This is a genomic window from Mycolicibacterium llatzerense (assembly GCF_025331195.1).
GTDB lineage: Bacteria > Actinomycetota > Actinomycetes > Mycobacteriales > Mycobacteriaceae > Mycobacterium > Mycobacterium llatzerense.
The window spans coordinates 905,079-930,510 of the sequence record NZ_LXOV01000001.1; the positions used below are offsets into that span (position 1 = coordinate 905,079).

Sequence of the window (25,432 nt, forward strand, 5' to 3'; positions counted from 1 at the left end):
TCTTGCAGAGGCGATTTCGTAGGTAATTGCCGCCGTTCGGCACATGCGAAAAGGGATTTGAACGTCGTCAGGTCACACAAATACCGCGCATCTCCCGGATGACGCTAGGTGCAGTAATTCGGAGCAGGTTTGCCGCTGAATCGATCGCCGAGCCAGGCAAGCTGGGGTTCGACGTCAAGGCCCCCGTGGCCCTTGCCTTGCTGCTGCTGCCACACGATGCTGCCGCCCACCCGACAAGCCCGAACGAGCGCTTCGACGGTCCACACCGGGTCGATGTATTCGTCACGGTCGCCGTAAACCACCGAGAGCGGAGCCGATGATTTCCCCTTCGGGAGCGCCCATCTCAACAGATAACTACGGAGCAGGTCGGCGGCCAGGGGTGTCGCCGCGGCGAGATCCCGTGGGCCGAGCTCGCTGAGAGCTGCGGTGCGTTGTTGCTCCAAACCCGCAGAGCAAGTCGATAGGAGGTCCCAATATTTGACGGCCGCACCGTGCCGGTAGTCGTCGCGATTGAGGTCAGGATGCCGCCGCGCCAATGACTCGATGACCGCCGCGAACAGCCCGCTCTGTTCTCTGGTGAGCGTGCCGGCGAGCGCCTTGTCGACCAACCCGACAACATCGGCCGCGGGCGCCCACGCACCTGCACCGACGAGATTCAATTCAGGAGCATAGATCGCGGCCTCCTCATCGGCGGCCCATGCCGCCCCGCCGCCCTGAGACCCACCGAGAGCAGCCCAAACAGCTGAGACATGCGGGAACGTTTGCCGAAGTGCGCGGACAGAATCGATCACGTTGTAGCCGGCCGTCGGCGAGTCCAGGTAGGGATGCACACCGGGGTTACCCAGTCCCTCATAGTCCGTCAACGCAACGGCGAATCCCAGATCGACCAGCCTGGACACCCAGTAGACGTGGTTTCCGAGCGTGTCGGATCGTGACGGTGCGCACGGTTGGTCGATGCCTGTGGTGCCATGAGCGAATCCGATAACCGGCCAACCCGTGGCCGGCGCTTCGCCCAGCGGCACGAAAACCGAACCGGACACCTGAGTCGGTTGACCTGTATCGCCGTTCGTAGAGCGGTAGACCACCCGCGCTGCGCGCATCCGCTGGCCTGCCTCGGTATTCGAGAACACCGGGATGGTCGTCGCGCTGATCACCGAACCCGGCCCCGTGCCGCTGAGGTCCGCGCCCGCAATCGCTACCACTGCATCACCGGGATCAGCCTTGGCGCTACGAATCGTGGGCATCACCCCGGCCGCTACATCCAAAGCCGAGATGACGACGGCACCGACCGCCAGATATCGCCTAATTCGAATCATCAGACAATGACACTCGGGCGCGCCAGGCGAATCACGAACACGGTAGCCAATTTACCGGAGTCATGATTCCACCACACGAAGAATGAAATAGCCGACACTGGTGCAACAGCCGTCGTCACGCGTCTGTCCCGCGATATCCTCGCACCGAACACCAAATTCTCCACTACACTCGCCTGAGACTAGTCCGAAACGGTGGCGTCATAGTCGAAGGTCCATCGATCCTGCAACAGCCGGATTTCGCGGCGAGCTCTTATTCCGCAAATGCATTAAGGTGGTTCGGTGCGCGAGATGAATCGTCGCAATATGTTTCGGATCACCGGCGCAGGAGTACTGGCAGCCACGGTATCCATCCCGCGCGCGGACGCCAACCCATCGAGTCCGCTGGCGGCGAGCGCGCGAGTAGATCGCCTGCCGAACAACGTCCGGCTACGCGGCGCGAACATAGTTTGCAGTGCGAAGCCGCTTGGCCGGCCATGGACCGATTTCGGGACCAACGTGTGGGCAGCCATGTGGACAGTTTGGGACTGGGATAACTGGATCAGGCCACAGATCGACGACGCCGCGGCGCTTGGCAACTCCGTTCGTCTGTGGGGAAGCACGCAGACCTTCCTCGCCGGCAACATCACAGAGGATGTCTACTACGCGCGGTGGCGGCAATTATTGGACTACTGCGCCAAAAAGGAGCTCTACATGCTCCCCTCGGGCAGTGATCTGCAGAACGACGTCAAACGATCCCTGTCGAGCACCGAGGCCGCAGCACACTATGCGAAGTGGGTCAACATGCTCGCGCAGTATCCGGGCGTGATCGGTGTCGACCTCATGAATGAAGCCTGGGGAATGACGGTTCCTGGCACCAAATCGCAATCCGACTACAACTGGCTACTGACGACGCTCCGGGCCTGTGCCGACGCGGTACATCGACAGGGATTGCCGGTGACCGTCAGCTTCCCCGTCTTCGATTCCAGTGTCTGGTCATGGAATTCGCGTGGCCCGGCACCTGCCGGGCCTATATTCGGCGATCACCCCGTTGAACCGTTCTTCGAGCTGTGCGATTTCCTCGACTTCCACATCTACGCCGACACCACTCCCGCTGACATCGCTAACACGTACACAAACACTTGGGCGCAGGGCAAGCCGATGATGTTCGGAGAGTTCGGAATTGGCGCAGACCAACCCCCAGCCGCGCGAAGTGGTTTCTACGACATGGTCCAGCAGCTTGTCGCCGCACGCCCGGACAACTTGGGGGCGCTCGCCTGGTCGTGCTACGACGTGAACGACACCGACAATCAGTACGGATTGTATTCCGCACCAGCGAAATTGCGCACCGACGTCGCAGGGGCGTTCGCGAGCTTCCCGACCACCAGATAGCGGTCGGGTGGACCGTCAGGTCATACTTCCACCCAATCCATGTCCTTCAGCAGCGGCCACAGCCGCTCCTGCCCACGTTTCGCCCACTTGTTGTCATGAACCGTCTCGGCGGAGATCTCCGGAAATATGTCCGGGGCGATGTCATCGCGCAGGAAGAACGCGTTGAATCCGTTTTGGTGCGCACCGATCAGTCGGTAGCCCTTTTCCCGGCACAACTTCACCATCGCCGCGAGGGAGACGCCGCGGTACTCCTGGTCGTTACCCTTTTCCAGCCATGAATTGAATTGCGGATCGTATCGGATGGTCAGGCTTAGATTTGATGGAATCGCGGCATGCGTTTCAAACACGCACAGTCTCGGCTGGATGACATCGATCGCCTGCCACACCCAATAGTCGTTGCCGTCGATGTCCAGAGAGAAGAAATCCACCTCACCAGTTGCGCCGGCATTGATCAGCAGGTCGTTGACATTTTCCGAGGTGATCCAGGCCTGCGACAGCTCGGGCGGGTGGATATAGCAGTCTCTTTTGCTGGCGAAGAACTTCTCGGCAAGCGCGATATTGGTTTTGTCGCCATCGAAAAGATAGCCCTGGAAACCGTGGTTCAATATCAGATTGGTCGCCATACACTCACTGCCGTTTCCACAACAGATCTCAACGACTTTTCTCGTTTTGAAGCCGATCATCGATAAGACATACAGAGCGATACCGTCTTCTTCGAATTGGGAATAGCAGCGGAAGCCGGCGTCGGCGATGTCTTCATACGGCTTCACGCCGGACAGTGCCGCCAAGGCGTATTGCGTGACCATCTGCCGCTGCATCTGCTGGTACAGCGATTCCCTGTCCAGGAACCTGTCGACCTCCCTCCTGGCCGCGTAGTAGGGACGACGCAGTACGGATTTCATGAATGATTTCACGGCTCAGTCCTTTTCGATGGGTCGTCGTCCACGAAAGTCATTTCCCTTCTGAGACACGGGATTCGATCCTCGAGTTGGGCTTCGTGACTGCTCGGCGAGAGGGCATCAGCGGGAATCGATCCTTCACCGCCAAAAATGGGCCCTCAATGAAACGCCAAGACAAGAGTGCGGCAGCAAACGCGAGGGGAACGCCAATAATCCCTACCACTACGGGGTCCACGATCCCGTAGTGCTGAGTGATGATCCTGAAGATCGGATAGTGCCATAGATAGAGTCCATAACAGATTCCCCCGAGGAAAACCAACAGAGGCGACCTGAATATACGGTGGGGAATCGTCTGCTCTGGTAGCACCAGTGCCCCAATAAGGCATGCCGACGCCAATGTGAACAACAGCGAAACGCCCGCATACATTGCCCGGTCTTGAATATCAGTCGCAAATCCTCCAACAACCAGCACCGCGAGACATGGGAGCGCCAAGTGCTTGGCGATGCGTTGAAGGGCAGCGCTCTCACGTATCTCTGGGATGGCCAACGCAACACCTAGTGCGCACCCGATCAAGAGCGCGTCACCGCGCATATCGGTCCCCTTGTACAGGCGCTCGATGGATGCTCCGTGGAACGTCAGCCAACTCCGCCAGCTTGCGAAGCCCAGGGCGAGGACAACCAGTACTGCGATCAGTCGTACGCGAAGTCCGATGAATTTCAGAAGGAGTGTCAGCAATACGGGCCACAGCAGGTAAAACTGCTCTTCCACCGCAAGCGACCAGGTGTGGCCGAGGCATCCGGTAGGCGGAAGCAGGATTGCTCTGACCCAGTTGGATATGTACGTACCCGCTGCTGCTGCCTCTTTCAGATGCCAACGGAAGTTGGGGAGAATGAAAAACGCGACGACGAGATAGGTAAAAATCATTGCATAGTTGGCGGGAAACAGCCGGAGCACTCGGCGACGGTAGAAGGTGTGGAAACCGACCCTTCCCGTCTTGGTCCATCGTTTCAGCAACAACGAAGTGATCAGGTACGCGCTCATCACGAAGAACATGTCCATGTACAGGAATGCTCCTGGGCACCAGGCGAAACTCAAGTGCGTGGCGATCACGCACAGCGTCGCGGCACCGCGTAAACCGTCGAGTCCCGGGTTGTAGCCAAGCGGGTAACGACTTGGATCGTGACGAAACCATTCGCTTAGTCGTCGCCTTGGTCGGGCCGAGGACTCGTCGCCCCGACCATTCCGACTTTGGTGGCGTCCGCGGACAATTGGCCGCAAACCAACGCTAGGGAGCACCCACCACCGCCCGCGGCGGACACAGCTCCCGGTCCAGCAGATCAAGCAGATACCAGCCGTATCCGGACTTCACCTGACACTCGGCCCGCTCTCGGAGCTCGTCGTCGCTGAGGAAACCCTGTCGCCACGCAACCTCTTCTGGCACACCGATTTTCAGTCCGCTGCGGCGCTCCATGGTGCGGACGAAGTCTGCCGCGTCAGTCATGCTGTCGACGGTGCCGGTGTCGAGCCACACCGTGCCTCGCGGCAGCACCTGCACATGGAGTTCGCCTCGGTCGAGATACGCCCGGTTCACATCGGTGATCTCGTACTCGCCGCGCGCGCTCGGCTTCAACTGCCGCGCTATCTCGACCACATCGTTGTCGTAGAAATACAAGCCAGGGACGGCGTAGTCGCTCTTGGCAATCTTGGGCTTCTCTTCCAGAGATACCGCAATGCCCTGATCATCAAATTCGATGACCCCATACTGACTGGGCTCAGCAACCCGGTACGCGAATATCGCCCCGCCGTCGATATCAGTGAAGTTCTGGAGCTGAGTTCCCAATCCAGGCCCGTATAAAAGATTGTCGCCCAATATCAAGGCAACTTTGCCGGATCCGATGAAGTCAGCGCCAATGCCGAATGCCTGTGCGAGACCATCCGGCGATGGCTGCCGCGCGTACGTGATCGACACGCCAAATCGAGAGCCATCCCCGAGCAGACGCTCGAAACTCGGAGCGTCAAAGGGAGTCGTGATGACCAGGATGTCGCGCACGCGTGCCAACAGCAGCGTCGACAGCGGGTAATAGACCATCGGCTTGTCGTAAACCGGAATCAACTGCTTGGACACGCCCAGGGTGATCGGGTGGAGCCTGGTGCCCGACCCGCCCGCTAGGATGATGCCCTTCACGGGCATATCGTGGCACGCCAGGATCGCGCACACAGGATTATTGACGTTTGCGTTAAGGCTCTTTTGGGAGGTCGACCTGCGCATCCTCTTCGTCTGCACCGGCAACATCTGCAGATCGCCCACCGCAGAACGACTTTCAGCGGGAATCGCCGCACAGACCGGGATTCCCGACTTCACCGCGTCCAGCGCGGGAATCCACGCCGTGATCGGCCATCCAGTGCATCGATTGGCCGCCGATGTACTGATCCGCCTCGGTGGCGACCCCAACGACTTCGCCGCACGACAGCTGACTCCGCGCATCGCCTCAGACGCCGACCTCGTCCTCACCATGACGGCGCTGCAACGCAATGTCGTCCTGGAGATGGCGCCTCGCCAGCTCCGTAAGACGTTCACGCTCGGCGAAGCGGCCCTGCTGGCCTCTACCTACAGCCCGCGTGCGGTGGCCGACTTGGCCGCGCTGCGTCCGTACTTGGCCGACCACGAAGCAGTGGAAATCGCTGACCCCATCGGGCTGGACCCCAACGTCTTCGAGGCGGTGGGTCAACAGATCGCGGCGCTACTGCCGCCCGTCCTCACCCTGCGCCCCTAGGTCGGTCAGGCCCAGCGGGTCGCTTCGACCTCGGCCGGCAGCGGCGCGTGCAGCGGCACGTCCAGCCCGTCGTAGATGCCCGGCTTCTGGGTGGCGAGCCACTCGATCGCGCCGAGCAGCCGGTTGGCCGCCGTGGTGTTGCCGCCGTCGGCCCGGGTACCGCCAGGAACGTCGGCGCGCACCACGATGGTCAGCTGCGGATCGCCGTCGACGATCACCCGGTGGTCGCCCACGCCCTCGTCGGGCTGCGGCCAGTCCGGCGCGCACGACGGGTCGATGCGGGTGATGTGTTCGATGATCACGCGCTGCACACCCTGCGACCACCCGATGACCTCCAGCCGGAAGGCGCCCTGGGTGCCGGCTTCGAATCGGCCCATGACGTTCTCGACGGCGTCGGTCAGCGGCAGCCGCTCACAGGTCTCGGTGATGTCGTCGATCTCGATGCCGAGCCCGCGGCCGATGAGCCGGACGTTGCCGCCCCACACCATGGTCGGAATGGTCGGGATCAGCATCAGCGGCGTCTCATCCATCGAGCCACCGAAACCGCAGCGCACCCGCACCGCTTCGGGCTGGTTGTAGGTCGAGTAGTCGAAGATCTCCTGGCACCTGATGGTCTTGATCCGGGTGCACAAGCCGGCTGCCGTCACGGCGAGCGCGTCGTTGCCCCACCCGGGATCGACCCCCGACACCAGCAATGAGGCGTTGCCCGCCTCAGCGGCGTCAGAGAGTCGCTCAACCCACTCGGCCGGCGCCGAGGCCGGGTCATATAGGGAGTACAGCGACGGCGTCACGACATGCTTACCCGCCCGCAGACAGCGCACGATCTCGGCGATGGCCTCCTCCGGGCGGATATCTCCGGAAGACATATAGGCCACCGCGTCGCAGTCAGCCAGGGCCGCGTCGATGTCGGTGGTGGCGACCTTGCCGGTCAGGGTGTCCAGGTTGGCGAACGTCGCCGCGTCGCGACCGGCCTTGTCCGCACTCGAGGTGATGACCGACGCCAGCTCGAGCCCAGGGAACGCCGCCGCCGATCGGATCGCCGTGGCCCCCATGTTGCCTGTACCCCACACCGCTACCCGACGCATACCTCACATAACCACGGCATGGTGACCCGCCTCACAGCGACCCCCCAGGATTGCCGTCAGACCGCGCCGATCCGGGGCTGCGATCACAGTGGGCGCAAGCCTTCGCATGCACCGCGAAGACGCCACAACACGGCCCCCATTGACCCCAACTGACACGCCCTCCTCAGTTCTGGAAGTTTCCGGTGGCGGACATCACATTCGAACTAAACCGCAGGTCAGTGGCCATAAACCGGCCACCAAACCACCCCGTTCAACCACTGGGTTGGTTAGCTGCGAAAAATTTGCTCTTGACTGCTTTGCGATGAAGTTACCCGGCGGTATAGTTAGCCCCAGTTACTGGTGGGTAACTTAGCCCTGAGTACCCAACCCCTACAGTCCATCTCATCGAGGAGAAATCGTGGGCCACTACAAGAGCAACGTCCGTGACCAGGTGTTCAACCTGTTCGAGGTCTTCGGCGTAGACAAGGCGATGGGTGAAGGCAAGTTCGCCGACCTGGACGCCGACACCGCCGGGGAAATGCTCAACGAGATCGCGCGCCTGGCCGAGGGCCCGATCGCCGATTCGTTCGCCGACGGCGACCGCAACCCGCCGGTCTTCGACCCCGCGACCCACACCGTCACCCTGCCCGCGCCCTTCAAGAAGTCGATGCGCGCACTGCTCGACGGCGGCTGGGACAAGGTCGGTCTGAAGGAAGAGCTCGGCGGCATGCCGATGCCCCGCGCACTGCAGTGGGCGCTCATCGAGCACGTCCTCGGCGCCAACCCGGCCGCCTACATGTACGCCATGGGCTCGGGCATGTGCGAAATCTTCTACAACAACGGCACCGACGAGCAGAAGAAGTGGGCCGTCCTCGCTGCCGAGCGCGGCTGGGGCGCCACCATGGTGCTGACCGAGCCCGACGCCGGCTCTGACGTTGGCGCCGGCCGTACCAAGGCTGTCCAGCAGGCCGACGGCACCTGGCACATCGACGGTGTGAAGCGATTCATCACCTCGGCCGACTCGGACGACCTGTTCGAAAACATCATGCACCTGGTGCTGGCCCGCCCCGAGGGCGCCGGACCGGGCACCAAGGGTCTGTCGCTGTTCTTCGTGCCGAAGTTCCACTTCGACCCCGAGACCGGTGAGCCCGGCGAGCGTAACGGTGCCTTCGTCACCAACGTCGAGCACAAGATGGGCCTGAAGGTTTCGGCCACCTGTGAGCTGACGCTCGGCCAGCACGGCACCCCCGCCGTCGGTTGGCTCGTCGGCGAGGTGCACAACGGCATTGCGCAGATGTTCGACGTCATCGAGCAGGCCCGCATGATGGTCGGCACCAAGGCCATCGCGACCCTGTCGACCGGCTACCTGAACGCTCTCGAGTACGCCAAGACCCGCATCCAGGGCGCCGACCTGACCCAGATGATGGACAAGACGGCCCCGCGCGTCTCGATCATGCACCACCCGGACGTTCGCCGGGCGCTGCTGACCCAGAAGGCCTACGCCGAGGGCCTGCGCGCCGTGTACCTGTACACCGCGTCGTTCCAGGACCCCGAGGTCGCCAAGGCCGTCCACGGTGTGGACGCCGAGCTGGCCTTCAAGGTCAACGACCTGATGCTCCCGATCGTCAAGGGCGTTGGTTCGGAGCGGGCGTACGAGAAGCTGACCGAGTCGCTGCAGACCTTCGGTGGTTCCGGCTTCCTGCAGGACTACCCGGTCGAGCAGTACATCCGTGACGCCAAGATCGACTCGCTGTACGAAGGCACCACCGCCATCCAGGCGCAGGACTTCTTCTTCCGCAAGATCATCCGCGACAAGGGCCAGGCCCTGGCATTCGTCGCCGGCGAGATCGAGTCGCTGATCAAGAACCAGGACGGCAACGGCCGCCTGAAGGCCGAGCGCGAGCTGCTGGCCACCGCCTTGGGCGACGTCCAGGGCATGGCCGCCACCCTGACCGGCTACCTGATGGCCGCTCAGGAAGACCCGAAGGCCATCTACAAGGTTGGTCTGGGCTCGGTCCGCTTCCTGCTCTCGGTCGGCGACCTGGTCATCGGCTGGCTGCTGCTCAAGCAGGCTGCTGTCGCCATCAAGGCGCTGGACAACGGCGCCACCGGCGAGGACCGCGCGTTCTACGAGGGCAAGATCGCGTCCGCATCGTTCTTCGCCAAGAACATGCTGCCGCTGCTCACCAGCGTCCGCACCGTCGTCGAGTCCATCGACAACGAGACCATGGAGCTGGACGAAGCGTCCTTCTGATCCGTGTCAAAGTGAACGGCCCCCGCTTCGGCGGGGGCCGTTTTCTTTTGCGTTGACTCCGCGCTGAGGGCGCATTTGTGCGAGTGGCGGTGTGCGTGGGTGCAGGGTCAACGTCTAATCGGGGAGGCGCTGGCTGATCTCGAAGGCCAGGCACAGTTCGGCGACGTCGCGGGGACGGGACAGGGACCGTCCCGTCCGCTCCTCGATGCGGTGCAGCCGGTGCCGAATGGTGTTGGGGTGACAGAAGATTGCGGCCGCGGCCTCGTTGGCCGAACCGCCGGCGTCGAGCCAGGCCTGAAACGTCTGGGAGAGGACGGCCCGCTCCTCGGCCGGCAGCTCACGGAGCCCACCCAAGACCGACTCTTCGATACGGTTCATCACTTCTGGCGCGCTGACGGCGGCGAACGCCAGCGGGGCGTCGTCGAATGCACTCACCCAACCGTCGCGCCCCGGCTTGCCCGTCACCGCCAGCCGGGCCAGCCGCAGGCCCTCGCCGGTCGCCGCCAGACTCGTGAACGCCGGGCTCAAGCCGACCCGCGCCGTCGCGATCTTGCGCAGCACCTCGACCAGCACGCCGTACGTGGCGTCCTGCCGCAGGTGCACGACACCGACCTGCAGGTCGGGCAGCAGGCGCCAGGCGGACCGGATATCGCGGGCCGCGAGCTTGCTCGCGATCTCGGGCAACCCCAGCTTGCCGATCGCCGGAATCTCCGCTGCCGCAACCACATACGGGCCCGTCGTCGGGAGGCCCAGCAGATCGGCTGCCTCCCACAGGCTTTGGTTGTCGGTGATGCGGCCGAGCAGCACCGCCTCCACCAGAGCCGAACGCTCCTCTTCCCGGTCCACGATCTGGCTGGTGAGCTGTTCCCGGTAGGCGCCGGTCATCGCTTGAGTGAACTCGTCCTGGCTGAGGAAGATGCGCGCGCTGGCCTCCAGGATGGACTCGGTCGGGATGCCCGCCTCCCGCGCGGCGGCGACGCTGCTCTCCCACATGTACCGGAAACCAATGCGGTAGGCCGTCATCACCGCCGCCAGCGGAATGCCCTCGACGGCCCGCTGCCGGCCGGTCGCTTCCGCCGGCGACAGGTCCGCCTCGCCGTCATTACAGAGCGTGTGGAACACGAAAGTCATGTTGGCGACACAACTTTCGCGCACATTGTCGCGGGCTGACGGCGTCGCCCGGTAGCCGTCGATCCGGCTGTAGATACGGTCGGCCAGTTGCTCACCGAGAGCCTCCACCCGAGTGAGCATGATCCGGCTGAGTTCCAGCATGTCCTCGTCGACCCCGGCCCGCATCAGCCCACCTTAGTGCCGATTGTGGGCGATCACATTTGGCGATGGCCACTGTTGTTCCCACCACCATCGCCTCTGGGGCCGCCTGGAATCACGCTTGAATGCATGACCAACCTGAGCCAGAACCTCGTCGCCAGCCGGACCCGTCGTCCCGACCACGTCGCCCTCCGCTGCGACGACCAGACGTACACGTACGCCGAGTTCGACAACGCCGCCGCCCGCGTCGCCACGCTGCTGCAGCAGGCCGGCATCGAGCCCGGTGACCGCCTCGGCGTCATGCTGCCGAACGGGCCGGCGTTCGCCGCGGCGTTCTACGGGATCCTCTACGCCGGCGCCGTCGCGGTGCCGATGAACCCGCTGCTCAAGGCCCCGGAGATCGAGTTCTACCTGTCCAATACGACGGCCAAGGCGCTGTTCGCGCCGCCGGCATTCGCCGGTGAAGCGCAGGCGGGTGCCGAGGCGGCGGGCGCGGGCTGCTGGGTGGTCGACGACGCCGGGTTGGCCGCACTGATCGCGGACCTGCCCGCACAAGCCGCGCCGGTCGAGCGCGCCGACGACGACACCGCCGTCGTCCTGCACACCTCCGGAACGACGGGCAAGCCCAAGGGCGCCGAGCTCACCCACGGTGGCCTGGGCCGCAACGCCGACGTCTGCGTGCGGACCCTGATGAACATCGGGCCCGATGACGTGGTGATGGGCTGCCTGCCGCTGTTCCACGTGTTCGGCCTGACATGCGGCCTCAACTCGGCGGTGCTGGCCGGGGCGACCCTGAGCCTGCTGCCGCGCTTCGATGCGGTCAAGGCCCTGCAGCTGGTCGAGCGAGACGGCGTCACCATCTTCGAAGGCGTGCCGACGATGTACTCGGCGCTGTTGGCAGCGGCCGGTTCGGCGTCGACGGACACGCTGCGGGTGGCCGTCTCTGGCGGCGCGGCGATTCCGGTCCAGGTGCTGCAGGACTTCGAGAAGACCTTCGACTGCCCGGTGCTGGAGGGCTACGGCCTGTCCGAGACCTCGCCGGTGGCGGCGTTCAACCACCCGGACCGCCCGCGCAAGCCCGGCTCGATCGGCACGCCCGTCGAGGGCGTCGAGATGCGCGTGGTCGACAACGACGGCGCCGAGGTCCCGCAGGGCGAGCCCGGTGAAATCCAGATCCGCGGCCACAACGTGATGAAGGGCTACTGGAACCTGCCCGAGGCCACGGCAGAAGCGATCAACGCCGACGGCTGGTTCGCCACCGGTGACATCGCCCGGACCGACGAGGACGGCTACTACTACATCGTCGACCGCAAGAAGGCGCTCATCATCCGCGGCGGTTTCAACGTCTACCCCCGCGAGATCGAAGAGGTGCTCTACACCCACCCGGCGGTCGCCGAGGCGGCTGTCGTGGGCATCCCGCACGACTCGCTCGGCGAGGAGGTCGGCGCCGCCGTCAGCCTCAAGTCCGGCCTCGAGGTCGCCGCCGACGACCTCCGCGAGTTCGTCAAGAACCAGGTGGCCGCCTACAAGTACCCGCGACGCATCTGGTTCCTCGACGACCTGCCCAAGGGCCCGACCGGGAAGCTCCTCCGTCGCGAAATCACCATCCCGACAACGGAAAGCGACAACTGAGATGGCAACCCTGCACCCCGACGAACTGGCCGCACCACTGGACCTGCTGCTGACCAGCGCGACCAAACCGTTCGCACGCCGGATGCTGCCCGACCAGGCCTGGGCCCGGATGGCCGTCAGCCTGGCCAAGCAGCCCGGCACGGTGCTGGACCGCGGCAAGGAACTGGCACGTGAGCTCGGCAGCATCGCCAGCGGCGACTGCGACCGGGCCCCGCAGCGCGCCGACAAGCGATTCAGTGACCCTGCGTGGCAACAGAATCCGGTGCTGCATCGCATCATGCAGGGCTACCTGGCCGCATCGGACACCGCCGAGAAACTGTTCTCCGACGCCGATCTGGACTGGCGCGACGAAGCGCGGATGCGATTCGTCTTCGACAATGCCATCGAAGGCCTGGCCCCCACCAACAACCCGCTGATCAGCCCGCTGGGCTGGAAGGCGATGATCGACACCGGCGGACTCAGCGCAGTCCGCGGTCTGAAAGCCTTTGCCCGCGACATCATGTCGTCACCGCGGGTGCCGGCCATGGTCGAGCCGGACGCCTACACCGTCGGCGAGACAGTGGCCGTCACCAAAGGTGCGGTGGTACTGCAGACCCGCATGTTCGAGCTGATCCAGTACGCACCCCAGACCCCGACGGTGCACACCGTGCCGCTGCTGATGGTGCCGCCGGTGATCAACAAGTACTACATCATGGACATCGCGCCCGGACGCAGCATGATCGAGTACTTCGTGCAGCAAGGGCAGCAGGTATTCGCCATCTCGTGGCGCAATCCGCAAGCCCGGCACAAGGATTGGGACATCAATGCCTACGGCGCGGCGATCATCGAGGCCATCGACGCGGTGCGGACCATCACCGGCGCGGCCGGCACCCACCTGATGGCGAGCTGCTCCGGCGGCATCATCACCGCCATGACCGCGGCCCATCTGGCCGAGACCGGAGACGGCGACAAGGTCGCGAGCCTCACCCTCGCGGTGACGGTACTGGATCAAGATCGGGCCGGATTCGCTTCTGCCGCAATGAGTGACCGCGCCGCCCAGGCTGCGATCTCCACCTCTGCCCGCAAGGGTTATCTGGACGGCAAGGCCATGGCCGAGATGTTCGCCTGGCTGCGACCGACCGATCTGGTCTGGCGGTACTGGGTGAACAACTACGTGCAGGGCCGCAGCCCGGCAGCGTTCGACGTGCTGTTCTGGAACGCCGACACCACCCGCATGGCGGCCGCGCTGCACCGCGACATGGTGCTGATGGGCCTGAACAATTCGCTGGTCACCCCTGGCGCGATCAGCATGCTCGGCACGCCCGTCGACCTGTCGAAGATCACCTGCGACGCGTACGTCATCGGCGGCATCGCAGACCACATCTCACCGTGGCAGGCGACCTACCGCAGCGCGAAGTTGCTGGGCAGCAAGGACAACCGCTACGTGCTGTCCACCAGTGGCCACATCGCGGCGCTGGTCAACCCGCCGGGCAACCCGAAGGCGTCGTACCGGATTGCCCAGGTGCAGGAAGGGACGCCCGAGGAATGGCTGACCGAAGCCGAAAAGTACAGTGACTCTTGGTGGCCCGACTACGTCGCATGGCTGGCCGAGCGCAGCGGCGACGACGTCGACGCACCGACGACGCTGGGCGCCGAGGGCTTCGTCGCCACCGGCCCGGCGCCCGGCACGTACGTGCTGCAGAAATGACCACCACGGAGCGGTACGTGTCGGTCGGCGGCCAGCGGCTGCGGGTCCGGGTCGACCGGGGCACCGACCCCAACGCGGTTCCGCTGGTGCTGTGCAACGGCATCGGCGCCAGCCTCGAGGTGCTCGACCCCTTCGTCGATCACCTCCCGGACACCACGGTGATCCGGTTCGACGTGCCCGGGACCGGCGGGTCACCAACGTCGTTCGCGCCCTACGGCTTTCCCTACCTGGCCTGGGTACTGGGCCGCCTGCTCAACAAGCTGGGGTTCACGGTCGTCGACATCCTCGGCCTGTCCTGGGGCGGGGCGCTGGCCCAGCAGTTCGCGTTCCAGAACCCGAGGCGCTGCCGACGGCTGGTGTTGGTGGCGACCGGAACCGGCGCCGTGATGATCCCCGGACACCCGAGGGTCCTGGCGAAAATGGTCACGCCGAAACGGTTCTCGAATGCCGGGTATGCGGCCTCGATCGCCGGGGAACTCTACGGCGGCACCGTCCGCCAGCACGGCGACGACATCGCCAAGCTGTTCCTACAGCAGCTGCATGCCGGTTCGAAGATCGGTTACCTGCACCAGTTGTTGGCCGGCGCGGTGTGGACGAGCATCCACGCACTGCCCGCGGTCCGTCAGGAAACCTTGATCGTGGCCGGCACCGACGACCCGATCATCCCGGTGGCCAATGCGCGGATCATGAATTTCCTGATGCCGCACTCGCAGCTGCATCTGCATTCCGGCGGGCACGTCGATCTCATCACCAACGCCACCGAGTTGGCGCCGGTGATCGCGACGTTCCTCAGTGAGCCTGGAGCCCGGCCGTAGCTGTCGAGCGGCCACCTATGACACGCATTCCACGGAGATCCGTCCGATAGGTGGCCACTCGGCGTCAGACGAACGTACCGACCAGGTGGCCGACGGCGTAGGTGGCGCCCAGGGCAAGGGCGCCGCCTATCACGTTGCGTGCCACGGCCTTTCCGACCGGCGCACCACCGAGCCGAGCTGACACCACCCCGGTGATCCCCAACGCCAGGAGCACCGCGAACATGGTCACCGGGACGCGGAGCGTCGTCGGGGGCAGCAGGATCGCGATCAAGGGCAACAACGCTCCGACGGTGAACGACACCGCCGACGAGAACGCAGCCGCCCATGGGTTTGCCAAATCGCCTGGCGTGATGCCCAATTCGACGACCGCATGCGCCGCGAACGCATTGTGATCGGTGAGCTCCTCGGCCGCGGTGCGAGCCGTCGACACCGACAGTCCCCGGCCTTCCAACAGGCCGGCCAGTTCGTCCAATTCGGCGACCGGGTCTTCCTTGAGCTCGCGCCGCTCCTTGGCCAGCAGGGCCTGTTCGGTGTCACGCTGGGAGCTCACCGACACGTACTCGCCCAACGCCATCGACACCGCGCCGGCCACCAACCCGGCCATGCCGGCGGTGAATATCGGTCCGCGCTCCGCCGTTGCGGCCGCGACGCCGACGACGATGCCGGCGGTCGACACGATGCCGTCGTTGGCGCCGAGCACGCCGGCACGCAACCAGTTCAGTTTCGACGCAACCGAACCCGCATGGGGTTCGGCGTCGTGCGACGAGATCGCCATTCCTGCAACGCTATGCGGGCCGGCGACGATCCGCCAGCCAGAGAAGCCTTGCCAAACCTGGTCAGGATTCCAGTTTTTTGAGCACCGCGCGGGTGCGGGCCCGGCCCTCGGCGGACGGATCGAACGTCACGCCGACGTATTCGTCGACACCAGCGGCCTCGAGTTCGGCGAGCCGGTCGCGCACCGTCTGCTCGTCGCCGATGATCGCGATGTCCTCAGGACCGGCATAGCCCTCGCGGTCGAGCATCGCCCGGTACGACGGCAGGTGACCGTAGATCGCGAACTGCTCGGCGGCCTGCTTGCGGGCGCCGTCGACATCGTCGGTCACGGACACCGGGATGGCGGCGACCACCCGGACGGCATCAGCGCGACCGGCGTCCGCGGCCGCCTGGCGCAAGGTCGGACCGACATGTCCGGCAAGGGTTTTCGGCCCCGTCATCCAGGTGACAGTGCCCGCCGAACGTCGTCCGGCGATCTGCAGCAGCTTCGGCCCGAGCGCGGCGATGTACACCGGCGGCGTCGGCGCCCCGGGGATCATCAACGCACCGCGGGTGGTGACGGTCTCGCCGGTGGCGCCGGCCTTCTCGCCGTTCAGCAGCGGCAGCAGTCCGTCGAGGTATTCGTTGAGCCGGCGCACCGGCTTGTCCCACGGGATGCCCCACATGCCTTCGGTGACGGCCTGGTGCGTCATCCCGAGCCCGAGCAGCAGCCGTCCGCCCGACATCTGACTGATGGTCAGCGCGCGCTGCGCCAGCAGCATCGGGTGCTGATTCTGGATGGGCAGCACGCCGGTGCCGACCTCGATGCCGTCGACCTCGCGCAGGCCGACCGTCAGCACCGTGAGAAGGTCTGGCTCATAAGGCATCTGGGCGAACCAGGCCCGGCGAAAACCCTCGTCGCGCAGCTGATTCAGGTACGCGACGGTGTCATCGACGGGAGATTTGAGGCCACTCAACGAACCGAAAATGCTGATCTGCACGGGATGCTCCTTGAGTCCGGGTTACGTCACCTGTGAGTATCGAACCATGAGCACCGATGCACCAGAGACTGCCCGACTGCAATATTTCGGACCCAACTGGTTCGCGTCGGTGATGGGCACGGGCATCGTCGCCACCGCGGCGGCGTCCCTGCCGGTGCACCTGCCGGGGCTGCGGGGCTTCGCCGAAGGCGTGTGGGTGATCGCCACCGCCCTGCTGGTGCTGCTGATCGTCGCGGTGTCGGTGCAGTGGGTGCGCCACCCCAAGGTGGCGCGCGGTCAGGTCCGCAACCCGCAGATGACGCACTTCTACGGCGCGGCACCGATGGCGCTGATGACCGTCGGCCTCGGCGCGCTGCTGCTCGGGAAAGACCTGATCGGCACGCGCCTGGCCGTCGACCTCGACTGGATCCTGTGGACCGCCGGCACCATCGGCGGCCTGTTCACCGCGATGACCATCCCGTTCCTGATGTTCACGCAGCTGGAAGTCGGGCCGGACGCCGCGTTCGGCGGCTGGCTGATGCCCGTCGTGCCGCCGATGGTGTCGGCGGCGTCCGGCGCCCTGCTGCTGCAGCATCTGCCACCGGGCACGGCCCGCACCACGATGTTCTACGGCTGCTTCGCGATGTTCGGGCTGTCACTGGTCGCCGCCCTGATCATCATCACGATGATCTGGAGCCGGCTGGCGCACTACGGCACCTCGGGGTCCGCGCGGGTCCCCACGTTGTGGATCGTGCTGGGTCCGCTGGGGCAGGGCATCACCGCCGCGGGACTGCTCGGAACAGCGGCGACCTTGGCCGTCAGCCCGGAGCTGGCGTCGGGCATGAAAATCTTCGCGGTGCTGTTCGGCGTTCCGGTGTGGGGTTTCGCTGTGCTGTGGATCAGCCTGGCCAGCGCCCTGACGGTGCGGACCATGCGGCGCGGTATGCCCTTCGCACTGACCTGGTGGAGCCTGACGTTCCCCGTCGGCACGTTCGTCACCGGCACGTCGCAGCTCGCCGCGCATACCGGTCTGCCGGCGTTCCGGGTCGCCGCGGTCCTGGCGTACGCCTTCCTGCTGTGCACCTGGGGGCTGGTCGCGGTGCGGACACTGCGTGGCAGCGTCGGAGGCAGCCTGTTCACCCCGCCTCCTGCTCCGGCCGCCATTCACAAGGACCCGAAATGATCGACACTGCTCGGGTGTACGACCCGATTGATCCAGCCCAGCCGCCTCGGGTGACCGTGGACCGGTTGTGGCCCAGGGGAATTCACAAGGAGGATCCGCGGGTCGGCACCTGGATGCCGCACGTCGCGCCGTCGAATGCGCTGCGCAAGTGGTACCACGCGCATCTGGATCAGTACGACGACTTCGCGGCCCGCTATCGGGATGAGCTGGCCGACTCGGACGAGTTGGCCAAGCTCCGGGCAATGGGTCCAGTGACGCTGACCACCTCGGCCAAGGACGTCGCCATCAGCCACGTGCCGGTGTTGGCGGCCCTGCTCTAGGGATTTGTGCACGAAAATCCGCGGGTGGCGCGGAAAATCGTGCACAAATCACCCGGGAAATGAGAGTGCCCCGTGTTTCCGTCAGGTCGGGGGTCAGACGGAAACACGAGGCACTTGGGGTATCGCTGAGGCTTCGCGGGGCGTTACACGCGCGCGATTTGTGCACGAAAATCCGCGGCCGGCGCGGAAAATCGTGCACAAATCGCGGGTCTACGCCTCGAGGATCGCGGTGACGCCCTGCCCACCTGCGGCGCAGATGGACACCAGGCCACGAACCGGCTTGCCGGTCTCCTTCTTCTTCTCGGCGAGCTGCTTGGCCAGCTGGGCCACGATGCGGCCGCCGGTTGCGGCGAACGGGTGACCCGCCGCCAGCGACGAGCCGTTGACGTTGAGCTTGGACCGGTCGATGGCACCCAACGGAGCGTCCAGGCCCAGGCGGCCCTTGCAGTAATCCGGCGACTCCCAGGCCGCCAGCGTGGCCAGCACCACGGAGGCGAAGGCCTCGTGGATCTCGTAGAAGTCGAAGTCCTGCAGCGTCAGGCCATTGCGGGCCAGCAGGCGCGGCACGGCGTAGGTCGGGGCCATGAGCAGGCCGTCCTTGCCGTTGACGTAGTCGACGGCGGCGGTCTCGGAGTCGACGAAGTAGGCCAGCACCGGGATGTTGTGCTCCGCCGCCCACTCATCGGTGGACAGCAGCGCCACAGAGGCACCGTCGGTCAGCGGGGTCGAGTTGCCCGCGGTCATGGTGGCGTCGCCCAGCTTCACGCCGAAGACAGGCTTGAGCTTGGCCAGCTTCTCGGTCGACGAGTCGGCACGCAGGTTGTTGTCGCGGTACAGGCCCAGGAAGGGGCTGACCAGGTCATCGAAGAAGCCGCGGTCGTAGGCGGCGGCCATGTTCTGGTGGCTGGCGGCGGCCAGGGCGTCCTGGTCGGTGCGCTTGACGCCCATTTCCTTTGCGGTCATGGCGGCGTGCTCGCCCATCGACAGCCCGGTGCGGGACTCGCTGTTGACCGGAATCTCGACGCCGACGGCCGACGGCAGCTTGCCGACGAGCTTGAGGCGGTCGACGTTCGACTTGGCCCGGCGCAGGCTCAGCAGCACCCGGCGCAGGTCGTTGCCGAGGGCGATGGGCGCGTCCGAGGCGGTGTCCACGCCACCGGCCGCGGCCACCTCGTAGCGGCCGGCAGCGATGCCGTCAGCGGCCGCGATGGCCGACTGCAGACCGGTGCCGCAGGCCTGCTGCACATCGAACGCCGGGGTGTACGGCGACAGCGACGTGCCCAGCACACACTCGCGCATGAGATTGAAATCGCGGCTGTGCTTGAGGACGGCGCCGCCGATCACCATGTCGAGCTTCTCGCCGTTGAGGTTGAAGCGGTCGATCAGACCGTCCAGTGCAGCGGTGAACATGTCCTGGTTGGAGGCGTTCGCGTACGCACCGTCGGATCGTGCGAAGGGAATGCGGTTACCACCCAGGACTGCCACGCGGCGGCGGCTGTTGGTCTCGGCCACGGTATTTCTCCAGTTCGTTGACGTTGGATGACTGAGGCAAGATGTCTCTTGACGCCTATATTACCCACCGTTCTTACTCTGGAGTAAGTTCGTCTGTGACAAGACGCTTCCGTCTCTGGCAAATACGTCCGCAGAAAGGCTTGCAATGGCTGACGTCCTCTCCCAAGTCCTCACCTCCGGTCCGGGTTCCTTCCTGGCCAAGCAACTCGGCGTGCCGCAGCCCCAGCCGCTGCGCCGCTACCGGGCCGGCGAGCCCGCCCTGGCCGGTCCGCTGCTGATCGGCGGCGCAGGCCGCGTCGCGGAGCCGCTGCGCGCAGCGCTGGCCGACGACTACGACCTGGTCGGCAACAACGTGGGCGGCCGCTGGGCCGACTCGTTCGGTGGTCTGCTGTTCGACGCCACCGGCATCACCAAGCCCGAGCAGCTCAAGCAGCTCCACGAGTTCTTCACCCCGGTGCTGCGCAACCTGGCCGCCAACAGCCGCGTCGTCGTCGTCGGCACCACGCCCGATGAGACCGACAGCATCGACGAGCGCATCGCCCAGCGCGCCCTCGAGGGCTTCACCCGCTCACTCGGCAAGGAACTGCAGCGCGGCGCCACCATCGGCCTGGTCTACCTGTCGGCGGGCGCCTCTCCGGCCGCCTCGGGTATCGAGTCGACCGTCCGCTTCCTGCTGTCGGGCAAGTCGGCCTACGTCGACGGCCAGGTGTTCTACGTCGGCGCCGCCGACTCCGTCGCCCCGGCCGACTGGGACAAGCCGCTGGCCGGCAAGGTCGCGCTGGTGACCGGCGCCGCCCGCGGCATCGGTGCCGAGATCGCCCGGGTGTTCGCGCGGGACGGCGCTGCCGTCGTCGCCATCGACGTGCCGCAGGCGGCCGACGCGCTCGCCGAGACCGCTGCCGCAGTCGGTGGCACCGCGTTGGCCCTGGACGTGACGGCCGACGACGCCGTCGCCCAGATCGTCGCGCACCTGACCGAGCATCACGGCGGCAAGGCCGACGTGCTGGTCAACAACGCCGGCATCACCCGCGACAAGCTGCTCGCCAACATGGACGACGGCCGCTGGGACTCGGTCATCGCCGTGAACCTGCTTGCGCCGCAACGTCTTGCACAGGGCCTGGTGGAGAACGGCGCCATCGGTGATGGCGGCCGGATCGTGGGCCTGTCCTCGATGGCCGGTATCGCCGGCAACCGCGGCCAGACCAACTACGCCGCCACCAAGGCCGGCATGATCGGCATGACCGACGCGTATGCAGAGGTGTTCGGCGAGAAGGGCGTCACCATCAACGCCGTCGCGCCGGGCTTCATCGAGACCAAGATGACCGATGCCATCCCGCTGGCCACCCGCGAGGTCGGCCGTCGCCTCAACTCGCTGTTCCAGGGCGGCCTGCCGGTGGACGTCGCCGAGCTGATCGCGTACTTCGCCAGCCCCGCCTCGAATGCCGTCACCGGCAACACGATTCGGGTCTGCGGCCAGGCTCTGTTGGGTGCCTGACATGTCGCAGCCCAACGGTCTTCTGAACATGGCACGGGCGGCGGCGGGTGCGCTGCCGTTCGTGTCGCGGGGTTCCACCCTGCCGGTCCGCACGGTCAAGGTGTCGGGTCTGACCATCGACCCGACCAACGTGGCCGAGTACGCCGCGGTGACCGGCCTGCGGTTCGGCGACACCGTGCCGCTCACCTACCCGTTCGCGTTGACGTTCCCGACCATGATGTCGTTGGTCACCGGGTTCGATTTCCCGTTCGCCGCAATGGGTTCGGTGCACATCGAGAACCACATCACCCAGTACCGGCCCATCAAGGTGACCGACAAACTGGACGTGGCGGTGCGGGCGGAGAACCTGCGTGAGCACCGCAAGGGCCTGCTGGTCGACATCGTGACCGACATCAAGGTCGGCAATGACCTGGTGTGGAACCAGGTCACCACGTTCCTGCACCAGCAGCGGACCAGCCTGTCGGGTGGGCCGAAGCCGGAGCCGGTCAAGCAGCCGAAGCTGCCGCCGCCCAACGCGGTCATCAGCATCACGCCGGGTCAGATTCGGCACTACGCCGACGTCGGCGGCGACCACAATCCGATCCACACCAGCTCCATCGGCGCCAAGCTGTTCGGCTTCCCGACCGCGATCGCGCACGGAATGTTCAGCGCCGCAGCGGTACTGGCCAACGTCGAGGGCCAGCTGCCGGATGCGGTTCGGTATTCCGTCAAGTTTGGCAAGCCCGTGCTGTTGCCGGCGAAGGTCGGGCTGTACGTCGACGCCATCGACGGCGGCTGGGAGCTGACGCTGCGCAACCTGTCGAAGGGCTACCCGCACCTGACGGCGACGGTCACCGGGCTGTAGCTCTCGTCGCGCGTCGCGCGCCCGGGCGCGTCGGCTCTCCTGTGGCACTTGCGATTTGGAGCCGTCAACTTTCCTTGACAGTCAAGGAAAGTTGACGGCTTCTGTCGAAACATATTGAGAGACAGAAAGCCTCAACGCCCGACGGGTGTAGCGAGCAGACATGAAACTGTCATTTCCTTTGGGAAAGCGACAGTTTTGCGTCTGCTCGCGGTTTATGGCGGGAGGAGCTGAATCGTGGGACGGCCTGCGCCGGCTCCGTCGGGCATGACGCGGGCCGCGACGCCGTAGACCGACGAGATCAGTTCGGCGGTCAGGACTTCGGCGGGAGTTCCGGCCGCGACGACGCGGCCCTCATCGAGCACGACGAGCCGGTCGCAGAACAATGCCGCGAGGGTGAGGTCGTGCAGCGTCACCACCGCCGTCACCGGCAGCGCCCGGATGAGCGCCAACAGCTCGAACTGGTGCCGGATGTCGAGATGGTTGGTGGGTTCGTCGAGCAGCAGCTCGCGGGGCTCCTGAGCCAGCGCCCGGGCGATCTGCACCCGCTGCTGCTCGCCGCCCGACAGCGTCCGCCAATCCCGGTCGCGCATGGCCGTCGTCTCGGTCTGCTCAAGAGCCCGCTCGACGGCGCGATCGTCCGCCTCGGTGTCGCCAGACCAGATGCCGCGGTGCGGAATTCGACCCAGCCGGACGATCTGCTCGACGGTCAGGTCCAGGTCGGTGCTTACCTGCTGCTCGACCACGGCGATACGCTGCGCGACGGTCCGCCGCCGGATGTCGGCAAGCGGACGACCGTCGAGCAGCACCGCCCCACCGTCGGCGCGCCGTAGTCCGGCGAGCAGCCGCAGCATCGACGACTTGCCGGCGCCATTGGGCCCGAGCAGGCCCAGCGTCTCGCCGTCGGCCACCACCAGCGACACCCCGTCGATGAAGAGCCGGCCGCCGGCCGACCAGCTGACGGATTCCGCAGCGAGCGGCCCCGTCATCGAATCCTCCTGCGGCGGGCGAGAATCCCCATGAAGATCGGTACGCCGACGAGTGCGGTCACCACACCGACGGGCAGTTCCTGCGGCGCGAACACCGTGCGGGCCGCGGCGTCGACCCAGACCAGAAAGATGGCGCCGGCGATCGCGGTGACCGGCAACAGTCGGCGGTGCGACGGCCCGACGATCATCCGCGCGGCGTGCGGCAACACCAGCCCGACGAAACCGATTGCGCCCGCGGCACTCACCAAGACGGCCGTCAGCAGCGCTGTCGTCAGCAGCAGGATGATCCGGACCCGCCGCACCGAGACGCCCAACGCGGCGGCCGCGTCACGACCGAAGGCGAACGCGTCCAACGCATCTGACTGCAGCCAACAGACACCGAGGCAGGCCGCGCAGATGAGGCCGCACATCGCCACCTGATGCCAGCTCGCGCCGCCCAGCGACCCCAGCAACCAGAACAGCACCCCGCGGGTTTGTTGCGCGTCGGCCGACGAGAACACCACCATCGCCGTCGTCGCCGAAAAGAGCTGAGTACCAGCGACTCCGGCCAGGACCACCCGGTCCGGTCCACCCCCGGCGGCCGCCGCGAGGGCCAGCACGACCACGAAGGCGATCACCGCACCCACGAAGGCGCCGCCCGACAGCGTCAGCGCGCCACCGATACCCACCACAACGACCAGCACCGCTCCCGTGGACGCGCCGGAGCAGATGCCCAGCATGAACGGGTCGGCCAGCGGGTTGCGCATCAACGACTGCAGGATCGCCCCGCAGATGCCCAGGCCCGCACCGCAGATGGCAGCCAACAACGCCCGTGGCAGCCGCAGTTCCCAGACGATGCCGTCATCGATCGGTGCGATGTCCGCCGGGCGGCCCCAAAGATGTTGCGCGACGACCGCATACACGTCGCCGATCCCGAGGTCGGCAGGCCCGATGATCATGGCCGCCGCGATCGACAGCGCCAGCCCGGTCAGGCCGAGCATCACCATCCCGGCGGTGCGCACCGCCGTCAGGACTTCCCGCCCAGCCCGAACGAGCGCAGCCCGGCCGCGACGGTCTCGACTGCGCCGACGTTGCGCAGCGACGGGTCCATCGCACTGCCCGGCAACACGATCCACCGCCGCTCGCGCACGGCCTTCAACTTGCTTGCGGCCGGATCGGTTTCGAGGAACTTGATCTTGGCGGCGACGCTGTCGCCGTCGTCGCCTCGGGTGAGGTCGGCGAGGACCAGCACGTCTGGGTCGCGTTGCAGGATGGCCTCCCACGAAATCTCCGGCCACAGCTGCCGGCTGTCGGCGAACGCATTGCGCGCCCCAACCGCGGTGGTGATGATGCCCGGCGCCCCGCAGCAGCCCGCGATGTACGGGGTCCTGGTACCGGCGTACCACCACATCAGGGAGACGCCGCCTGCGTCGAGTCCGCTGGTCGCGGTCGCCATCCGCGTACGCAGCGACGAGACCAGATTGTCGCCGCGCTCGGGCACACCGAATATCTTTGCGATGTCCCCGATTTCGGCATACATGTCATCGAGCGTCAACGCGCGCTGCTGTGCGGCATCCTGACCACCGCACTCGCTCGACGACTGGTACGTCGGCACGCCGAGGCGCTCGAAGCGATCCCGTGGGGCCACGCCCTGGTCGGTGAACGACCAGTCGAACGTCGCGTAGACGAAGTCGGGCTTCTCCTTCAGCACCCGTTCGAACGACGGGAAATCCCGGCTCAGCACAGGCACTTTGGCGTTGTCGGCGGCGAGGTCGGGGCGCACGGCGTCGCTCCATGATGCGGTGCCGGCCATGCGATCGGCGAGGCCGAGCGACAGCAGCAGTTCGCTGGCCGGCTGGTTGATCGAAACCGCGCGCTGCGGCGCCGATTTCACCGTCACCTGGCGTCCGCAGTTCTCGAGCGTGACGGGATAGCCGCCGGTGCCGGCAGCAGCGGACTCCACGGCCGGCGGACCGCCACAGGAGCAGACGAGCGAAACAACCAGTGAGACAAGCACAATGGTGCGGACAAACACGGCGGGGCCTTCCGATCCGGGACTCTGGTCGCGGAGTCCATCCGTGGGGGTCCTCGCGCCGCCAGGCCACGAGAGCCCGAGCCAGCAGGTCTTCGGACTCGGGATCATCCAGCCGGAGCGCCTTCCCAGCCCGCGTGGGGCCAGTGGCCGTTGCTCCGCCTGTCCTCCTCACCGCTGCGCGTCAGTTCCGGGTTCACACCGGATTCCCTGACCCAACCGCGTTGGGTTCGACTGGCTCAAGCGGACCATACCAGCGCCGATGGGGT

The 25,432-nt window shown here is 65.8% G+C and carries 22 protein-coding genes and 1 riboswitch; of the genes, 10 read left to right on the plus strand and 12 right to left on the minus strand.

Going from position 1 to position 25,432, the window contains the following annotated elements; translation table 11 throughout:
• Positions 1-104: 104 nt before the first annotated feature.
• Positions 105-1,316 carry a lipase family protein gene (locus A7G45_RS04720; RefSeq protein ID WP_260934290.1) on the minus strand — a complete coding sequence of 404 codons (1,212 nt, stop codon included), beginning with the start codon at positions 1,314-1,316 and terminating at the stop codon, positions 105-107.
• Positions 1,317-1,595: 279 nt separating this feature from the next.
• On the opposite strand from A7G45_RS04720, the gene A7G45_RS04725 reads away from it, so the two are divergent.
• Entirely contained in the window at positions 1,596-2,684 is a 1,089-nt protein-coding gene (locus tag A7G45_RS04725) for a glycoside hydrolase 5 family protein (protein ID WP_260934291.1), read from the plus strand.
• Positions 2,685-2,704: 20 nt separating this feature from the next.
• Here A7G45_RS04725 and A7G45_RS04730 read toward each other — a convergent pair whose 3' ends face one another.
• From A7G45_RS04730 to rfbA, 3 genes are read right to left on the minus strand one after another with little or no spacing between them, the layout of a single operon-like run.
• Positions 2,705-3,598 carry a hypothetical protein gene (locus tag A7G45_RS04730; protein WP_260934293.1) on the minus strand — a complete coding sequence of 298 codons (894 nt, stop codon included), beginning with the start codon at positions 3,596-3,598 and terminating at the stop codon, positions 2,705-2,707.
• Between the two features lie 37 nt (positions 3,599-3,635).
• A complete protein-coding gene (locus A7G45_RS04735) occupies positions 3,636-4,880 on the minus strand; it encodes an acyltransferase family protein (RefSeq protein WP_260934295.1) in 1,245 nt (414 codons plus the stop codon).
• Positions 4,870-5,769: a glucose-1-phosphate thymidylyltransferase RfbA gene (gene rfbA, locus A7G45_RS04740; protein WP_260934296.1), complete on the minus strand. Its 900-nt coding sequence runs from the start codon at positions 5,767-5,769 to the stop codon at positions 4,870-4,872. Before rfbA ends, A7G45_RS04735 begins: the two co-directional genes overlap by 11 nt.
• 76 nt (positions 5,770-5,845) lie before the next feature.
• On the opposite strand from rfbA, the gene A7G45_RS04745 reads away from it, so the two are divergent.
• The gene (locus A7G45_RS04745) at positions 5,846-6,358 is read left to right on the plus strand and encodes an arsenate reductase/protein-tyrosine-phosphatase family protein (RefSeq protein ID WP_260937965.1); all 513 of its coding nucleotides are present in this window, start codon (positions 5,846-5,848) and stop codon (positions 6,356-6,358) included.
• A 5-nt stretch (positions 6,359-6,363) separates the two neighbouring features.
• Here the strand turns inward: A7G45_RS04745 and A7G45_RS04750 are convergent, their stop codons facing one another.
• Positions 6,364-7,443, minus strand: coding sequence for an NAD(P)H-dependent amine dehydrogenase family protein (locus A7G45_RS04750; RefSeq protein ID WP_260934298.1), 1,080 nt, complete (start codon positions 7,441-7,443; stop codon positions 6,364-6,366).
• A gap of 397 nt (positions 7,444-7,840) precedes the next feature.
• Between A7G45_RS04750 and A7G45_RS04755 the strand changes: the two genes are divergently transcribed.
• On the plus strand, positions 7,841-9,676 hold the full coding sequence (locus A7G45_RS04755; protein WP_260934301.1) for an acyl-CoA dehydrogenase: 1,836 nt from the start codon (positions 7,841-7,843) through the stop codon (positions 9,674-9,676).
• A gap of 114 nt (positions 9,677-9,790) precedes the next feature.
• On the opposite strand, the gene A7G45_RS04760 is transcribed toward A7G45_RS04755, so the two are convergent.
• Complete coding sequence (locus A7G45_RS04760) at positions 9,791-10,972, minus strand: PucR family transcriptional regulator (protein WP_260934303.1); 1,182 nt, start codon at positions 10,970-10,972, stop codon at positions 9,791-9,793.
• Between the two features lie 102 nt (positions 10,973-11,074).
• On the opposite strand from A7G45_RS04760, the gene A7G45_RS04765 reads away from it, so the two are divergent.
• Genes A7G45_RS04765 through phaZ form a run of 3 tightly spaced genes read left to right on the plus strand, consistent with a single transcriptional unit; the run spans position 11,075 to position 15,079 of the window.
• Positions 11,075-12,577: a long-chain-fatty-acid--CoA ligase gene (locus tag A7G45_RS04765; protein ID WP_260934305.1), complete on the plus strand. Its 1,503-nt coding sequence runs from the start codon at positions 11,075-11,077 to the stop codon at positions 12,575-12,577.
• Position 12,578: 1 nt separating this feature from the next.
• Positions 12,579-14,264: a PHA/PHB synthase family protein gene (locus A7G45_RS04770; protein WP_260934308.1), complete on the plus strand. Its 1,686-nt coding sequence runs from the start codon at positions 12,579-12,581 to the stop codon at positions 14,262-14,264.
• Entirely contained in the window at positions 14,261-15,079 is an 819-nt protein-coding gene (gene phaZ / locus A7G45_RS04775) for a poly(3-hydroxyalkanoate) depolymerase (RefSeq protein ID WP_260934310.1), read from the plus strand. The genes A7G45_RS04770 and phaZ overlap by 4 nt, the downstream gene beginning before the upstream one ends.
• Positions 15,080-15,143: 64 nt before the next feature.
• On the opposite strand, the gene A7G45_RS04780 is transcribed toward phaZ, so the two are convergent.
• Both A7G45_RS04780 and A7G45_RS04785 read right to left on the minus strand, forming a co-directional pair.
• Positions 15,144-15,854 carry a VIT1/CCC1 transporter family protein gene (locus A7G45_RS04780; protein WP_260934312.1) on the minus strand — a complete coding sequence of 237 codons (711 nt, stop codon included), beginning with the start codon at positions 15,852-15,854 and terminating at the stop codon, positions 15,144-15,146.
• A 61-nt stretch (positions 15,855-15,915) separates the two neighbouring features.
• Complete coding sequence (locus A7G45_RS04785; protein ID WP_260934315.1) at positions 15,916-16,833, minus strand: TIGR03564 family F420-dependent LLM class oxidoreductase; 918 nt, start codon at positions 16,831-16,833, stop codon at positions 15,916-15,918.
• Between the two features lie 46 nt (positions 16,834-16,879).
• On the opposite strand from A7G45_RS04785, the gene A7G45_RS04790 reads away from it, so the two are divergent.
• Together A7G45_RS04790 and A7G45_RS04795 are read left to right on the plus strand one after the other, a co-directional pair.
• Positions 16,880-17,995, plus strand: a complete 1,116-nt coding sequence (locus A7G45_RS04790; protein ID WP_133763566.1) for a TDT family transporter — start codon at positions 16,880-16,882, stop codon at positions 17,993-17,995.
• Positions 17,992-18,315 (plus strand): DUF488 domain-containing protein, encoded by a 324-nt coding sequence (locus tag A7G45_RS04795; RefSeq protein WP_260934320.1) that lies wholly within the window; start codon positions 17,992-17,994, stop codon positions 18,313-18,315. The genes A7G45_RS04790 and A7G45_RS04795 overlap by 4 nt, the downstream gene beginning before the upstream one ends.
• A 210-nt stretch (positions 18,316-18,525) precedes the next feature.
• Here A7G45_RS04795 and A7G45_RS04800 read toward each other — a convergent pair whose 3' ends face one another.
• Positions 18,526-19,827, minus strand: coding sequence for an acetyl-CoA C-acetyltransferase (locus tag A7G45_RS04800; RefSeq protein WP_260934322.1), 1,302 nt, complete (start codon positions 19,825-19,827; stop codon positions 18,526-18,528).
• A 145-nt stretch (positions 19,828-19,972) separates the two neighbouring features.
• On the opposite strand from A7G45_RS04800, the gene A7G45_RS04805 reads away from it, so the two are divergent.
• Positions 19,973-21,322, plus strand: a complete 1,350-nt coding sequence (locus A7G45_RS04805; protein ID WP_260934324.1) for a 3-oxoacyl-ACP reductase — start codon at positions 19,973-19,975, stop codon at positions 21,320-21,322.
• A 1-nt stretch (position 21,323) separates the two neighbouring features.
• Positions 21,324-22,166 (plus strand): MaoC/PaaZ C-terminal domain-containing protein, encoded by an 843-nt coding sequence (locus A7G45_RS04810; protein WP_260934326.1) that lies wholly within the window; start codon positions 21,324-21,326, stop codon positions 22,164-22,166.
• Positions 22,167-22,378: 212 nt separating this feature from the next.
• Here A7G45_RS04810 and A7G45_RS04815 read toward each other — a convergent pair whose 3' ends face one another.
• Genes A7G45_RS04815 through A7G45_RS04825 form a run of 3 tightly spaced genes read right to left on the minus strand, consistent with a single transcriptional unit; the run spans position 22,379 to position 25,166 of the window.
• On the minus strand, positions 22,379-23,152 hold the full coding sequence (locus tag A7G45_RS04815; protein WP_260934328.1) for an ABC transporter ATP-binding protein: 774 nt from the start codon (positions 23,150-23,152) through the stop codon (positions 22,379-22,381).
• Positions 23,149-24,138: a FecCD family ABC transporter permease gene (locus A7G45_RS04820; protein ID WP_260937967.1), complete on the minus strand. Its 990-nt coding sequence runs from the start codon at positions 24,136-24,138 to the stop codon at positions 23,149-23,151. Before A7G45_RS04820 ends, A7G45_RS04815 begins: the two co-directional genes overlap by 4 nt.
• A gap of 20 nt (positions 24,139-24,158) precedes the next feature.
• Positions 24,159-25,166 (minus strand): ABC transporter substrate-binding protein, encoded by a 1,008-nt coding sequence (locus A7G45_RS04825; protein WP_377041976.1) that lies wholly within the window; start codon positions 25,164-25,166, stop codon positions 24,159-24,161.
• 66 nt (positions 25,167-25,232) lie between these two features.
• Positions 25,233-25,417: riboswitch (cobalamin riboswitch) on the minus strand.
• Between the last annotated feature and the right edge of the window lie 15 nt (positions 25,418-25,432).